Source organism: Motilibacter deserti, from assembly GCF_011250635.1.
GTDB classification, from domain to species: Bacteria; Actinomycetota; Actinomycetes; order Motilibacterales; family Motilibacteraceae; genus Motilibacter_A; species Motilibacter_A deserti.
This window is the reverse complement of record NZ_JAANNP010000011.1, coordinates 61093-76303: the sequence shown is the minus strand read 5'-3', so window position 1 is coordinate 76303 and position 15211 is coordinate 61093. Positions and strand designations below refer to the sequence as shown.

At 73.2% G+C, this 15211-nt stretch carries 12 protein-coding genes and 1 pseudogene; all 13 read right to left on the bottom strand.

All coding sequences use genetic code 11. The annotated features are described in order from the left end of the window. A partial coding sequence (locus G9H71_RS25540; protein ID WP_407939741.1) for a glycerophosphodiester phosphodiesterase family protein occupies positions 1–535 on the bottom strand: 535 nt, incomplete at its 3' end. A gap of 15 nt (positions 536–550) precedes the next feature. Continuing rightward, positions 551–1624, bottom strand: a pseudogene (locus G9H71_RS13815) (glycerophosphodiester phosphodiesterase); the annotation flags it as partial. 414 nt (positions 1625–2038) lie between these two features. Then, a complete protein-coding gene (locus tag G9H71_RS13810; RefSeq protein WP_166282805.1) occupies positions 2039–2839 on the bottom strand; it encodes a phosphate ABC transporter ATP-binding protein in 801 nt (266 codons plus the stop codon). 59 nt (positions 2840–2898) lie between these two features. Then, on the bottom strand, positions 2899–3858 hold the full coding sequence (locus tag G9H71_RS13805; RefSeq protein WP_166282795.1) for a sortase: 960 nt from the start codon (positions 3856–3858) through the stop codon (positions 2899–2901). Further along, the gene (locus G9H71_RS13800; protein ID WP_166282793.1) at positions 3858–5276 is read right to left on the bottom strand and encodes an Ig-like domain-containing protein; all 1419 of its coding nucleotides are present in this window, start codon (positions 5274–5276) and stop codon (positions 3858–3860) included. Before G9H71_RS13800 ends, G9H71_RS13805 begins: the two co-directional genes overlap by 1 nt. 38 nt (positions 5277–5314) lie before the next feature. Then, positions 5315–6070 carry a hypothetical protein gene (locus G9H71_RS13795; RefSeq protein ID WP_166282689.1) on the bottom strand — a complete coding sequence of 252 codons (756 nt, stop codon included), beginning with the start codon at positions 6068–6070 and terminating at the stop codon, positions 5315–5317. Positions 6071–6108: 38 nt separating this feature from the next. After that, positions 6109–7068 carry a substrate-binding domain-containing protein gene (locus tag G9H71_RS13790; RefSeq protein ID WP_331272986.1) on the bottom strand — a complete coding sequence of 320 codons (960 nt, stop codon included), beginning with the start codon at positions 7066–7068 and terminating at the stop codon, positions 6109–6111. 83 nt (positions 7069–7151) lie between these two features. Then, positions 7152–9740 (bottom strand): hypothetical protein, encoded by a 2589-nt coding sequence (locus G9H71_RS13785; RefSeq protein ID WP_231134787.1) that lies wholly within the window; start codon positions 9738–9740, stop codon positions 7152–7154. A gap of 56 nt (positions 9741–9796) precedes the next feature. Next, on the bottom strand, positions 9797–11710 hold the full coding sequence (locus G9H71_RS13780) for a phosphate ABC transporter substrate-binding protein PstS (protein ID WP_331272985.1): 1914 nt from the start codon (positions 11708–11710) through the stop codon (positions 9797–9799). Positions 11711–11748: 38 nt separating this feature from the next. Continuing rightward, positions 11749–12972, bottom strand: coding sequence for a phosphate ABC transporter permease PstA (gene pstA, locus G9H71_RS13775; protein ID WP_166282787.1), 1224 nt, complete (start codon positions 12970–12972; stop codon positions 11749–11751). Then, positions 12969–13997 carry a phosphate ABC transporter permease subunit PstC gene (pstC, locus tag G9H71_RS13770; protein ID WP_166282785.1) on the bottom strand — a complete coding sequence of 343 codons (1029 nt, stop codon included), beginning with the start codon at positions 13995–13997 and terminating at the stop codon, positions 12969–12971. Before pstC ends, pstA begins: the two co-directional genes overlap by 4 nt. Further along, positions 13994–14419: a hypothetical protein gene (locus G9H71_RS13765; protein ID WP_166282783.1), complete on the bottom strand. Its 426-nt coding sequence runs from the start codon at positions 14417–14419 to the stop codon at positions 13994–13996. The genes pstC and G9H71_RS13765 overlap by 4 nt, the downstream gene beginning before the upstream one ends. A 276-nt stretch (positions 14420–14695) precedes the next feature. Next, on the bottom strand, positions 14696–15124 hold the full coding sequence (locus tag G9H71_RS13760) for a YegP family protein (protein ID WP_166282780.1): 429 nt from the start codon (positions 15122–15124) through the stop codon (positions 14696–14698). Positions 15125–15211: the final 87 nt, after the last annotated feature.

Here is a 15211-nt window from a genome sequence, read left to right as displayed (position 1 = left end):
GGGAGTACTGGATCGTCCGCCAGTCGAACGACTGCAACGTGGTTCGGTCGATCAGCTTGGCGCGCTTGATCTCCCGGACGACCTCGTGGGTGAAGGTCTTGTAGCGGATCGTGTCGTCAGCCGTCGGGCTCAGCTTCGTCTCGATGTTGAGCCGGATGTCGTCGCGGCCGCTCTCGTTGACGAGGTCGAGGACCTCCTCGAGCGTCGGGATCCGCGCGCCGGGCACGGCCTGCTGCTGCGGCAGCTCCGCCGACAGCGTCTTGCTGCCGCAGTCGAGCGTCTTGAGCTGGGCGAGAGTGAGATCGTGGACGGCCCTGCCGACGTACGGGAACTCTGGGTCACCGGAGGTCACGGGCGCCGTGTCGACGCAGTGCGAGCCGTTGACCGTCCGGTCGTGCAGGACGACCGGCACCCGGTCCTGCGTGATGCCGGTGTCGAACTCGAGCGTCGAGATGTCGTCGTCGGAGAGCGCGTTCGCGAAGGCCGCGAGCGTGTTCTCCGGCAGGCGGGCGCGGCCGCCGCGGTGGGCCTGCACGTCGAACGGCGATGCGTACTGCTTCGGCAGGGCCAGACCGCGCTCGGCCATGACCTGGCGCAGCCGGTCCGGGTAGTCGGTGATGATGCCGTCCACGCCGTCGTCGATCAGCTTGCGCATCGTCGGCTGGTCGTCGACGGTCCACGGGACGACCTTGATGCCCGCCGCGTGGGCCGCGTCGACCATGGCCTTGGTGACGTACGGCCGGTAGCCCGCATCGGTCACCTTGCCGTTCTGCGGGAACCCGTGCACGGGCGAGAACGCCGTGGCGCCGAAGGACTTGATCGCGGCGATCGGGTCGCCACCGAAGTCGTCGATGTCGATGCCGCCGAGCCAGGGGGACGCCCCGGGCTGGCCGGTCTGGAGGAAGTCGTAGTTCGTCAGCGCGACGAGCGGCAGGCGCGGCTCGACCTCGCCGATCCGCTTCAGCGTGCCCCAGTCGAAGCTCTGGATCGTGACCTGGTCCAGGATTCCGGAGTTGCGGATCTCCTGCACCGCGACCTGCACGAACTGCTCGCGCGGTGCCGTCTCGTTCGGGGCGCCGGCCTCGACCTTGGTCTCGACGTTGAGCTTCACGTCCTTGGCGCCGTAGCGCTTGACCAGGCTCAGCACGTCGCGCAGCTCGGGCATGCGCGAGCCCGGCACCTTCTCCTGCGTGGCGGTCACCGGGTCCGTGGCCGGGCTCGTGTTGCGCTGGCCGCAGTCGAGCGTCTTGACCTGCGCGAGCGTGAGGTTCTTGACGTACTTGCCGACGTACGGGAACTCCGGGTCGCCGGGAAAGGCCGGTGCGGTGTCTCGGCACGGCGTCGCGCTGACCCGGCGGTCGTGGGTGACGACGGCCTTGCCGTCCTCGGTGATCTGGATGTCGAGCTCGAGCGTCGAGACGCCGAGCCGGAGGGCGTTGCCGAAGGACGACAGCGTGCTCTCGGGGCGGAGGCCGAGGCCGCCGCGGTGGGCCTGCAGGTCGAACCCGCTCACGGCCGCGGCTGTCGCCCGCGGAGCGGAGGTCTTGGCGTACGCGGTGGCGGGCAGTGCGCTCGTGGCGGCCGCCGCCGCGACGGCGACGGCGAGCACGCGGCGGTGCTGCATGCGCGATCCCTTCGACGGGTGTGAGGTGGCAAAGCCCTCACGATGCCGGCGGCGGGCGTCCGCCCGGTGTGCACGACGGGGCGCGCCGGCGTACGTCCGGTGGCCGGGAAGTGACGCCCCCGCCGGAACGCCGTTCGGCAGAATGCCGCATCCTGCCCGCCCCCGTTTGGCGGAGTGCCGCATTCTCGCGGACCTATCGTCACGGTGCCGCATCGTGCCCGACCCCGTTCGGCAGGATGTCGCATTCTCGCGACCTACCCGCACGGCGGCGCACCGGGCACCCCGCTCGTCGTCACGATGCCGCGTCGCGCCAGCCCCGTTTGGCAGAATGCCACATTCTCGCGGACCTATCGGCAGAGTGGCGCATCGTGCGAGCCGGGAGTCGACACGATGCGGCATCGCGACGAAATCCTGTCAGCCGAAGCGCCCGTGCACGTAGTCCGACGTCCGCGCGTCCTGCGGCGTCTCGAAGATCGCCGTCGTCGGCCCCGCCTCGACGATGTGGCCGGGCGTGCCCTGCTCGGCCAGGAAGAACGCGCAGAAGTCCGAGACGCGCGCAGCCTGCTGCATGTTGTGCGTCACGATGACGATGGTGACCTCGGACTTGAGCTCACCGATCGTCTCCTCGATGCGGCGCGTGCTCGTCGGGTCGAGCGCCGAGCACGGCTCGTCCATGAGCAGCACGCGCGGCATGACGGCGAGCGAGCGCGCGATGCAGAGCCGCTGCTGCTGGCCGCCGGAGAGGCCGCCGCCCGGCTGGCGGAGGCGGTCCTTGACCTCCTTCCACAGGCCCGCCCGGCTCAGGCAGGACTCGACGAGCCCGTCCTTCTCCGAGCGCGACACGCGCTTGCCCGTGAGCTTGAGGCCGGCCACCACGTTGTCGTAGATGCTCATCGCCGGGAACGGGTTCGGCTTCTGGAAGACCATGCCGATCTCCCGCCGGGCGTCGATGAGCCGGCGCGAGGGGGCGTAGATGTCCTCGCCGTCGAGCAGGACCTCTCCCGCGAGTGCCGCGGAGGGCACGAGCTCGTGCATCCGGTTGAGGATGCGCAGGAACGTCGACTTGCCGCACCCCGACGGGCCGATGAGCGCGGTGACCGCACCGGCCGGCATCGTCAGCGACACGCGGTCCAGCACCTTGTGCGAGCCGAACCACGCCGACACGGCACGACCCTCGAGCGCGGCGAGGGAGGTCGACGGGCTCGTACGCTGCATCGGCACGGGCGACTCGGTGACGGTCACGTCGAGACTGCTTTCTAAAGAAGGAGGATTCGTCACAGCAGGTTCGGCAGAAGTCGGGACGTGCAGTCCGCGACCGGAAGGGCCAGTGCGACCAGGGCCGGGCCGCCCGCGATCCAGGCCTGCCACCGCCCCCAGCGGGCACGGGCCCAGACGAAGCCGACGGCGGCCAGCAGGAGCCCCTCGCCCCAGAGCACGAGCGGGACCCAAGCCTTGCTGTCACCGGCGAGCGGCTGCTCGGACGCGCCGAGGTCGGCGGCGGTGACCACCTTCGCCGGCGCGGGGAACGCGGCGCTCGTCAGCTCGGCATCGACGCGCAGCGCCCCCTGCGGGAAGAACGCGTCGCCGTCAGCGGTCACCAGCGTGAGCCGTCCGGCGCCGGGCGCGAGCGGCGCCAGGACCGGGTCGCCGGCGCGGCGGACGCCGAGGACGCGGAAGGTCGCCTCGCCCTGACCGGTGGTCGTCCTGATCGCGTCGCCGATCCGCAGCCCCGCGATGCCGCTGAAGGGGCCGCCGTAGCCCGCGCGCCGGCCGAAGACGACGCTGGTGCCCGCCTGGCCGGGGAGCACCGTGTCGCGACGGTGCCCCGGGCCGGACTGCAGCACCTCCGAGGTGGTGCCTTCGCCCACGACCTCGCGCAGCCCGAGCCTGGGGATCTCCAGGATCGCGACCGCGGCGCCGGGCTGCAGCAGCTTGCCCTCGTAGTCGGCCTGCCCCACCGGCGCGAGGGCCAGTGCGAGCGCGCCGCGGAAGTCGTCGTACGCCACCTCCTGGTCGCGGTCGTGCTGGACCGCACCGACCACGCCGAGCTGCAGGCCGAAGCCGAGGAGCATGGCCGCGAGGGCGCCGAGCCCTCCGGCGAGCGCACGCGAGACGGGCGGCAGGGAGCGCCGGCGCGGGAGCGGAATGCGTTGGCGCGCGGGGCGGGAGGGTCGGCCGGAGGACCCGGACGGCGTCGCCGTCCGGGCCTCCTGCACCTCGAGGGTCGAGCTCACTACTTGACCTTCAGGCCCCGCGACACCGCGACACCCGGCGAGGAGCCCTTGCGGGCGGCCGTCACCTGGACCGACACGGTGTGGCCCTTGTCGGCCTTCTTCAGCGTGTACGTCGCGGCCTTGGCGCCCGAGATCGCCTTGCCGTCGCGGAGCCACTGGTACTTGACCGACGTCGCCTTCGGCGACCAGGTGCCGGCCTTCGCGGTGAGCTTGCCGCCGACGACGGCCTTGCCCGCGACGGACGGGGCCTTGGCTGCCTTGAGCGCGGCAGGGCCGACGCGCACCGCGGCGCTGGTCACGACCGTCGTGCCGGACGCGTTCGTGGCGGTCACGCGGCAGGCGAAGGTGTGCTTCAGGTCCGTCTTGGTGAGGGCGCGGGTCTTCGCGGTGCCGCTGACGGGCTTGCCGTCGCGCAGCCAGGCGTAGCTCACGCTGGCCGCGCCGCTGACCGTCACGTTGCACGTCACCTTCGAGGCGACGTACGGCTTGCCGGCCAGCGTGGCCCGGCTCACCGTCGGCTTCGGCAGCGGCTGGGCGGGCGTGCCCGAGCCGGGCGCCGGCTGCGTGGCGGCCGGTGCCGGCTGCGTCGGGGCCGGAGCGGGCTGCGTCGGAGCCGGCGCGGGCTGCGTCGGAGCCGGGGCCGGGGCGTCGACCCGCACTCCGACCGCGGCCGAGGTGGAGTTCAGGTATTCGGCCACGTCGCCGGAGAAGGCCGCGGTGAAGCTGTGCGTCCCGGCGCCGAGCGTGGCCGTCGTCAGCTGCGCGCGGCCGCCGGCGACATCGGCCTTCCCGAGCGCCGCCCCGTTGTCGAAGAACTGCACCGACCCCGTGGCCTCGACGGGCGCCACGACGGCGGTGAGGGTGACCCGCGCGCCCGCCGTGACCGGCCCGGCCGGAGCAGCCGACAGCGCGAGCGTCGTCGTGACGATCGGCTGGGTCGTCTGGTAGCTCGTGGCCGAGGTGAACCAGACCGTCCCGGTGAACTCACCGAGGTTCTGCGCGCCGGAGAAGTCCTGGCAGCGCAGCGTCATGTCGTAGCGGCCCTGCAGCCTCGCGGCGGGGGTCTGCTCGGCCGCGATGTCGCGCAGCGAGGCGCGCAGCGGCATAGTGAAGGCGCCGGAGGTCGAGACGCCGGCGGCCGTGTTGGCCACGACGACGGCGCCCGCGGCCGGCAGGCCCGCACCGCGCAGGATCCCGACGACGTTCGTGCTGCCGGGCGGGCAGGCCGCGGAGGTCTTGACGTTGACCGGGGCGTTGTCGGCGAACGTGCCCGTCCCGCCGGCGGTGTTGAGGAAGGTGAGGGACCCGACGGCAGGCGCGGCGCCGGCCGAGCCGGCGAGCGCCAGCCCCGTCCCGGCGGCCAGCGCCGCGGTCGTGAGGGCGGCGGCGTACCGCCGCCTCCATCGCGTGGACGTCACGGAAGTGCTCCCGTTCTGAAGGAGATTCGAGGAAGTTCTCAGCTGTGGCGCTTGCCGGCGAACGGCCGCCACAGGGCAATCAGGAAGGCAAGAGCGAGGACGAGCAGCAGGGCCGAGAGCCCGAGCCGCGACGTGCGGTGCGAGGACGCCACGGTCTGCACCTGCGGCGTCGCGACGGCAGCCGCGGACGGGCCGGGGGGCGGGCCCGCCGCAGAAGGCGCACCCGCGCCCGGCGCAGCGGTCCCGGGCGCGGCCGATGGGGTCGGCGCACCAGGAGCGGCGACCGGGGCCGAGGCACCAGGGGTGGCCGCCGAGGGGCCCGGCGCGCTCCCCGCGGGCCGGCCGGCCCCGACCGGCTTCAAGGTGTAGGTGCCGTCCCCGGGGAGGACGAGCTCGGCGCGGTACTCGAGCAGCGACGGCCCCAGTGGCTCGCGGCAGCTCAGCACCAGCTCGTACGTCCCCTTCAGCGGCGCGGGCGGCTGCTGCTGGGCTGCGTAGGACCGCAGGGTGTCCCCCAGCGGCAGCGAGAACGCCGCCGACGAGGAGACGCCGACGTCGGTGTTGCCGACGACGACCTGCCCCGCCTCGGGGAAGCCCGGGCCGCGCACGAGCCCGACGACGTTGGTCGCGGGGAGCGTGCAGCTGCCCGTGGTCTGCAGCGACATCGGCGAGACGTCACGGCCCGACTCCGGCACCACCAGCAGCGGGCGGCGCTCCACCTCGTCCGCAGCGGCCGGAGGAGCCGCGACGCACGCCACCGTCAGCAGCGCGGCAGCGCCCCAGACTGGCTTCACGGCTCGCATCACGGTCACCTCCACGCGGTCCCTACGGCTCAGGACGTGCGGCGCGTGTCGCTGCCGCAGTCCGTGTGCGGAGCGAAGCCGTACTGCGTGATGATCCCCGTGTTCTTGCAGATCTCGGACTGCTTGCCGATGAAGATCTCCTTGTACGGGCTCTCGCCGAGCTTCGAGGTCGGCACGACGTTGTAGACGTCGCGCTTCACGCCGAAGTCGGAGTTGAGGACGATCGGCAGGTTGCCGTCGATGACGCCGAGGACGGCCTTGCCGCGCACGTCCGCGACGGTGCCCTCGGTCTGCGCGACCCACTGCGCGACCGAGATCGGGACGATGCTCGAGCTGTCGAGGACGCGCCCGTCGTGCTCCTGGATCGGGGCACCGGCGACGGTCTGGACGATGCAGGGGCTGGCGGTGACCTGCGCCTCGGTCATCCCCAGGGTGGACAGCCAGAAGCTGCGCGTGCCGGAGCCGGCCTGCGGCAGCAGCGGCTTCCAGCCCTGGGCGTCGTTCTTGCAGTTGTAGATGTCCTTGACCTGCTGCAGCGTGAGCCGGCGCGGCAGGAGGCTGTCGCTGCTGACGGCGAAGCTGACGGCGTCGACGGCGAAGGGGACGTACGTCAGGCCCGGGGTGGTCGCGCCCAGGCTGAGGCTGGAGGAGCGGGCGAAGTCGAGGCAGCCGTTGCCCGCCTGCAGCTGGGTGACGAGCGCCGTGCGGCCGGCGCCGGAGCCGGCCGGGCGCGAGATGGTGCAGGCGGGGTTGGCCTTCGTCTGGACCGTGGCCGACCCGAACGCGTCGTAGGACGCGATGGGCTTCTGGCCGTTGACGACGATGGCGTCGGCCATCGCGTTCATGACGTCCTGGGTGGTGTCGGAGCCGACGCCGGCGAGCTGGCGGTACTCGCCCTGCGGCGGGTCGGCCAGCGCCGACCCTGCGGTCCCCAGTCCGGCGATCATGCAGATCCCGGCCGCGAAGGCCAGAACGCGCTTGCGGTTCACTCGAGGAGTCCCTTCGACAGGAGAGTTCACGTGCCGGGCGCGCTGCCCGGCACGGAGTTGAGGAGCGGGGCCGGCCGTGGGAGTCACGGACGGTCCCGGCGCGGGAGGAAGTAGAGGATCGGGACGGCGACGCCGGCCAGCAGGCCGAGCGCGACGACGCCCAGGACCACGAACCGCACGGCGCCGACCGGGTCGGCGGGGGTGAGGGCGACCGGCTGCACGTCGACGACCTGCACCGGCGGGGCGCTCGGCGCCGTGGGGGTCGCCGACGGGCTCGCCGTCGCGCTGGCCGACGGCGACGACGACGTCGGGACCGATGGCGCCGCGCCCGTCCCACCGCCGTCCGCCGCGCTCGACGACGGCCGCTCCGTGGGAGACGGGCTTCCGCTCGCTGCGGGCGTGGCGGCGGCCGAGGGCGACGCCGACGGCGACGGCGTGGGCGCAGGGCTCTGTGCGGCCGGCGTCGGGGAGGGCGAGACCGAAGCGGAGATCGCCGAAGCTGCCGTCGGGCGTGCGCTGGACGACACCGTGGGGCGAGGCGTTGTCGCCGCTGTCGGCCGCGGCGTGGGCGTCGTCGTCGCGCGGGGCGTCGGGGTCGGGCTCGGCACGGCGACCGGTACGCCCGCCCCCGCCGCGATGCGGTCGGCCGCGTCGAGCGCCTGCTCGCGCAGGTCCGCGGGCAGCGGGGCGTAGCCGTAGGGCAGCTGCCCCTCCTTGACGCCCTGCACCTGCGCCTTGCCGCTGACGGCGTAGCGCAGGAGCTGACCGTAGGCCCGCCCCTCGGCCTTGCGCAGCCGGGACGGCGCGGTGGCGGCGTAGGTCACGTTGGTGAGCGGGTACGCCGCGGCGTCCGTGGACCTGTAGTCGGGCGCGAGCACGCTGGGCGCTGCCTCGGCCGGGCTCATCGCCTCCACGCCTGCGAGCAGGCCTGCGGCGTCGGGCGCGACGAACTCCCCTGCGACGTTGCGCAGCTTGGCGGTGAAGAGCCCGTACCTCGCCGCGCGCGCCGCGTCGGTGACGGCGAGCACGGCACGCGCGCCGCTCGGCTGGGCGGGGGAGCTCTTGTAGGTCGCCTTGGGCAGGGCGTTCGGGTCGTAGAACTTCGTGAGCGTGTCGCCCTTGCTCGCCGACTGAGCGGTCGCCAGGAAGTTGTTGGCGTAGGGGTGCATCGCGATGGTGCACTCCTCGTGGCCGTCCGGCGGCAGGTTCGTCCGGCAGTAGTCGTCCCGCTTGGGGAAGTCGTCCAGCGGGAGGGACATGCCGGCGTAGCGCGGGTTGACCCGCATCCCCCAGGGGTCGGGCTGCCCGGCGAGGAAAGCCTGCGCCTCGGCGTCGGCCGCGATCCACTCCCAGACCTGCCGCGTCGCGTCGGAGGACTTGAAGGGCAGCAGGAGCTCCGGGATCCCGGGGAAGGGGAAGGACAGTTCACGGAACATCGGGTTGTGCGAGAGGAAGTCCTGGTCGCGGGTCAGGTCGTACGGGTTCCCCGCGAGGTAGGTCGCGGTCGGGTGCACCGCCAGCCGGTAGGACTGCGTCAGCAGCTTCGCCACCAGCCGGGGCGTCAGCCGCAGCTCCGGCACCTTCTGCCCGTCCTGCTCCTTGACCGAGGCGGGGGCCGACGAGTCCGACTGCCGGTCGATGTTGAAGGCGATGACGATGCCCGAGAGCGTCGTCGGCGCGTAGACCACCGGGTGGGCAGCAGGGACCGCTGACTTCTCCGGGGGTCGTGAGATGAAGACCAGGTCGGGGTTGCTCCCGACGAGCTGCCGCCGGGCCTCGATGTCCGTCAGCGGGGTGTAGGAGAAGCTCGGGCCGTCGTCCTTGCACGTCTCGTTCTGCCACCGCACCACGGCCTCGACGGGCGCCTCCTGCCCGGACAGCGGGTGGGCACCGGACAGCTCGCACGCAGTGGCGAGGGAGTTGAAGCGCAGCGGGAAGACGATGCGGTGGGCCCAGTTGCTCGCGCTCAACGGGGAGGACTGGAGCTTGTCCCCGGAGAGCACGATGCGCGAGCCGTCGACGTCGCGATCGGACCGCGGCACCACGACGAGCCAGCACGGCGCGACGGAGCCGTCGGCGGACGCGTCGGCGCGGGGCGCGCCGCAGCCGAGGCCGGGCGCCTCGAGCGCGGTCTGGGCCTCGAAGTACTCCAGGCCGGTGCCGTCGCCGAGCGTACGGCCGAAGGGCAGCTCGTTGGTGGTGCTCGCGCTGAAGAACTGGCTGCGCGGCCCGCGCTCGACCACACCGGTCACCGACCGGAAGGGTGCGTACGCGACCTGCTCGCCGTCCTCCGGCTGCTCGGTCTCCGCCGGGTCGACGAGGCTGCCGTACGTCAGCTGACGCGTCGTGACGAACGCGCCGCCGCGGGTGTCGCCGTTCGTGGCGAGGCCGCCGAACTGGCACTGGTCCCGGCTCGGGCCGGCCGCCTCGTCGTCGCCCCAGCACTGCATGATCTGCAGGTAGTTCGCGCCGAAGCTCCCGTCCGACGGGAAGGTCCGACGCCCGCCGGTCCAGGAGACCGTGATGACCTGGTTGACCAGGTCCGCCGTCTGGCTCACGGTGACCTCGAGGCCGGCGAACTCGCCGGTGCCGCTCTTCGTCAGGCTCGAGGAGGGCGCGGACTCGTCGGCGGTCGCGGGCCAGGACGTGACGCTGCCGAGTGCCAGCAGCACGGCGCCGGCCAGGGCGGCTCCCCGCCGGAGGCGAGACAGGCGAAGGGAGATTCGCCTCATCGGCTTCCTGCCTTGCGGCGGGCCAGCAGCTGCGCGGCCAGCGGCGGCAACAGGACGGTCGCGAACAACAGCAGTGCGCTCAGGGCCATCAGCGACTCGCGCTGGCCCCACCCGCCGGCTGCGGCGGCCGACACCGGGATCGCGCCCGCGAGCTGAGTCACCCCGCCGCCCACTGCGCCTCCTCCGGCAGCGCCCGCAGCGCCGACGGTCGTCGCCGTCCCGCCCGCTGTCGTCGTGCCGCCGGTCCCGGCCGCACCGGCGAGCGCGCCGCCAGCGGCAGTGCCGCCGGCCGCGGAGGCGCCCACCCCAGCGGCACCGGCTGTCCCGCCGCCGCTGATGACCTCACCGGTGTCGGGGTCGACCACGACCGGTGCGGCGCCCGCCCCGGTGCCACCCGAGGTGGACGAGCCACCTGCCCCCGTCGAGCCGGGCGCGCCACCCGTGGCGCCGGTGCCGCCGGCCACGGGAACGCCCGTGCCGCCGGCCCCTACGGCCCCGCCGGTCGCGGGCCCGCCCGCGGCCGCTCCTCCGGCCGAGGCCTCGCCGCCGGCTGCCGTGCCGCCGTCGCCGGCCGGTGCCCCTTCGCCACCGGAGGCCTCCGGCGCGACCGGCGTGGCCTCCTCGGCACCGCCCGTCCCCTCGCCGCACTGCAGCGGCCCCTGCTTGTCGCAGTCGGCCGGCATCGGCGCGTTCTGGGCCAGCAGGTTCTCGCCACTGCTGGAGAAGGTCGGGTTGTTGCAGCGGGAGATGTCCGGCGGCTGCGCGTCGTCGAGGTTGGGTATGCGGGTCACCTGCTCGAAGCCGGCCTGCACGAGGTTGCGGGGCAGCGGGGAGAACCCGAGCCTCGGCATCGTCTGCTGGCCGTCGCAGAGGAAGTAGAAGGCGAAGTCGGCGAGGGTGTGCCCCTTCTCCTTCGTGAACGTCTTGTCCGTCTGCAGCGGCAGGATCATGTAGCTGTAGCTCGACAGCGGATAGCTGCGGGGGTCGGCGTTGCCGTAGACGCCCTCGAGCTGCTGGGTGAGGTAGAGCGGAGAGCTCTCGTCCTGGTTGATCCGGGCCTCCGTGAGCGCCACCGCGACGTTGTCCGCGGTCGGCTCGACGTAGTAGCCGGCCTTGTTGAGCACCTTGACCACAGGGAAGTTGGTGTCGAGCGCGTAGGAGTACTCGACGTACGTGATGGCACCCTCGGCGGTCTCCTGCTTCACGTAGCCGGCGACACCTAGCGAGCCCGACTGCGCGGTGAAGCCGGAGCCTGCCTTGACCGGGTAGATCGACGTGGTCCCGCACGGCGTGGACCGGCCTGCGCTGGCGCAGTAGGCGTTCCACAGGCTCGGGTACTGGCTCGCCATCCAGGTCGTGAACTGGGCGGTGCTGCCCGAGCCGTCCGAGCGGACGACCGGGACGATGCGCCGCGGCGGCAGCGTGAGCCCCGGGTTGTCCGCCTTGATGGCCGGGTCGCTCCACTGCGTGATGGCGCCCGTGAAGATCTTGGTCAGCGTCTCGCCGGACAGCCGCAGGTTCGTGATGCGCGTGGCCCCGACCTTGAGGTTGTACATGAAGGCGGAGCCGCCGGCGACGATCGGCATGTAGGCGTACTTGCGGGTGGGCGGCGGGTCCGGCTGCCCTGCATCCGTGATGCCGTAGGGGATCTCCGAGACGCCGTAGTCGGCCGTGCCGTTCTTGAACGCCTCGCGGCCCACCGACGAGCCGGACGGGTCGTAGTCGACCCGCATCCCCAGCTGGTCGACGCCGGCGATCCAGGCGTTGAGCGCGTTGAAGCTCCACGAGGAGCCCGAGCCGCTGATGCGGACGTAGGACTCGGCCGCAGCCGGGCCGGCCGCGAGGGGGCTCCCGACGAGGACGACGGCGACGGCCGCGCAGACGCGGCTCAGCCGACGCAGGAAGCTCACTTCCTTGACTGAAGTCGTCGGGCGAAGCCGAAGGCGGGTCATGCGCTTCTCCTGTTGGTGTCTTCGGAGACGAGTTGGTGCACGGCCTCGATCGTGAAGCGGCGGGCGTCCCGCTCCGAGGCGCGGGCGGCACGCTTCTGCGCGCGCTTGGACAGCTGGCCCGGAGGCTTGCCGCCGATGACGCGGGCGACGACGAAGAGGACGAGGACGATGGCGAGCAGCGTGGCGGCGGCGCCGAACCCGCGCGCGATCATCTCCGGCTGCGAGGACTTCACCAGCTGGAACGTCGCCAGCGGCAGCGACGTCATCGGGTCCTGCAACGGGTTCGCGTTCATCGCGGTGGCGTAGCCGGCCGTGAGCAGGACAGGCGAGGTCTCGCCGATGCCGCGGGCGGTGCCGAGGATGACCGCCGTCGTGAGGCCGGACCGCGCGGTCGGCAGCACCACGTGCCAGACCGTCCGCCAGCGGCTCGCCCCCAGGGCGAGCGAGGCCTCCTTGAGGTTGCCCGGCACCAGACGGAGCACGACGTCGGCCGCCCGGATGACGATCGGCAGCATCATCACGCTGATGGCGATCGACGCGGCGAGGCCCGACCGCTCCACGACGTGGCTCACGATCAGCATCGCGTAGACGAACAGGCCGGCCACGATCGACGGCAGCGCGGTCATCGCCTCGGTGAGCATGCGCACGAGGCGGGCCAGCCGGCCCCGGGCCTCCAGCAGGAAGACCGCGCACGTCAGGCCGAGCGGGACCGTGACGACGAGGGCGAGCGCGATCTGCTCGAGCGTGCCGACGGCGGCGTGCGCGATGCCGCCGACGTCCAGGGGGTCGAGCGGCCCGGTGCGCCGCATGTCCTCCGTGAAGAAGTTCGCGTGCGACCAGGCGTCCTTGCCACGCCAGAGCGTGTAGCCGATGACGACGACCATCGCCAGCAGCAGCACGAACGCGAGGCTGTGCGAGACCGCTGCGGCGAGCCGGTCGCGTACGACGGGGCCGGCCTCGTCCCGCGACACCAGCAGCGCGTAGAAGCCGAGGAAGAGCAGGTAGGCGACGACGACGAAGCCGAGCTTCCCCGAGAACGGCGCGAGCCGGAAGAACAGCAGGCTCGTGCACGAGACCGCACCGACCGCGGCACCGACCAGCGCGAGCACATCGCTGCGTCGCACCGAGCGCAGCGAGCGCTTCGTCTCCACCGGCCGCTCGACCACGGCCGCCGGGGCTGCGGCCGCCGGGGCCGTGCCGCTGAAGGTCGACGTCGTCATCCCGTCACCGCCCCGGACCGGCTGCGGTTCACGACGGCGGAGGCCAGCACGTTGACGAGCAGCGTGATGAGGAAGAGCGCGAGGCCCGCCGCCATCAGCGCGGAGGTGCCGAACCCGGAGGCCTCGCCGTAGCGCAGCGCGATGAGCGAGGAGATCGAGCTCGCGCCGTTCTGCAGGATGTGCGGCTGGATCACGAAGATCGGCGAGATGATGAGGTAGACGGCGATCGTCTCCCCCAGCGCACGGCCGAGGCCGAGCATCGTCCCGCCGATCATCCCGGCCCGGCCGAACGGCAGCACGACCGCGCGGATCATCCCCCACCGCGTCGTGCCCAGGGCGTACGCGCCCTCCCGCTCGCCGACCGGCGCCTGCGAGAAGACCTCGCGCATCACCGAGCACATGACCGGGGCGATCATCAGGGCCACGACGACGCCGGCGATGAAGGTCGAGGAGGTGTAGACCGTCGCCGTGGACAGCGGGTCGCCCGGGTCCGCGCCGTCCACGGCGAAGAGCGGGATCCACCCGAGGTACGTCGCCAGCCACCGGACCAGCCCGTTGCCCTCCTGGCCGACGACCAGCATGTGCGGCTGGAGCAGGAAGAACCCCCACAGGCCGTAGACGACGCTCGGGATCGCCGCCATCAGGTCGACGAGGCTGATGAGCGTCGACCTGAGCCGGCGGGGGGCGTACTCGCTGATGTAGAGCGCGGTGCCCGCCGCCAGCGGGAAGGCGATCAGGATGGCGACGCCGGCGATCAGCAGGGTGCCGACGAGGACGGCCGCGATGCCGAAGTTGCCGGAGTCCGGCTCCCACGCCTCGGTCGTGAGGAAGGCGATGTTCGCCTGCTCGAGCGCCTTGCCGGCGCGGTAGGTCAGGAACGCCCCCACCAGCCCCATGAGGACGAGCACGCTGAGGCCGCCGGCGCGGGTGAACAGGAAGAAGAAGCGGTCGGCGGGCGTGGGACGGTCCGCGAGCCGGCGCGGCACGTCCTCGGCGTGGGGTGGCTCGACGGCCACGACGGTCATCGCGTGGTCTCCAGATCGTGCGGGGTACGCGCCGGGGCCGGCTGCGTGGGCAGCTCGACCACGACGTCACGGTCGGCGGGGGCGAGCGGCGCCGAGGCCGCTGCGGCGAGCGCCCGGCGCAGGCTCTCGACGCACTCGCGCTCCCGCTCGTACGAGCGGCCGCTCACGGCGACCACCGCGCCGTCCGCGCGCAGCGACCAGACCCACCGGCCGGTCGTCGGCACGGTCATCGCGGTCGCGGTCGTACGCGGCAGCGCGGCGCACAGCGCGAGCACCGCGGCCCGGGACTCGGCGAAGGTCGCGAACCCGGCCGGGCTCTTGGCGAGCAGCCGGTTGTTGGCCGACAGCAGCCGCCACGACACCGGCCCGTCGGCCGAGTCCGGCCGCCGGGAGACCGACAGCACGAAGCGCGATTCGCTCATGCGGAACTGGCCCCCTCGGGCGGTCGTTGGACGGGGTGCGGCGGTGTGTCGGCGCGCAGCGCGGTCGACGCAGTGGCGGCGCATCTGAAGGTGGCGGCCGTGGGCTTCCGGCCAGCCACGCGAAGGTGAAGGACAGATGGCCTGCGGCTGAGTTCACCACCGCAGCCGGGCATTCGGCCCGCAGCTCACACCGGGGTCGAGTCGGCCCCGATCCCGACACCGGGCGACATCACGGTCGCGGCGAGCGGGCGGCCTCAGCCGCGAGCGCGCCGAGCCTCAGCCGCGAGCGCGGGCGGCCCGGACGTCGCCGGGCAGGGTGTCGTGCGACGGCCGACGGGCGCCCGGGACCCGCACCGCTCCGGGGAGGACGCGTACGCCCGCAGCGGCCGGCGCGTCCGGCGCGCTGGTGCGGAAGGCGGCGAGCGCCGACTCGCACTCGAGCCGGCGCAGATAGCCCCGGCCGCCGTGGGCGACGGGCTCCCCCGCGTCCAGCAGCTGCCAGCGCCAGCGTCCCTCGGGGTCGCGCTGGAGCTGGGCGCGGGCGTCCCGGGCGACCCGCTTCACCCCGCTGACGACGGCCGCGCACTCCTCGACGTCCGCGTAGCCGCGGGCGCCGCGGGCCAGCTCGCGGTGGTTGGCCCCGATGAGCCGCCATTCGACGCCGTCGGAGCCGCGCAGGAAGAGCTCGAACCGGGCGGCGGGCATGCCGTCTTCCTTCCGCGGGCGCCGGCGCCGGAGCGCCTGCTCGGGCCGTCGGGAGGCTGGGACGGCGCAGATCTTGGGCCCGGTCGG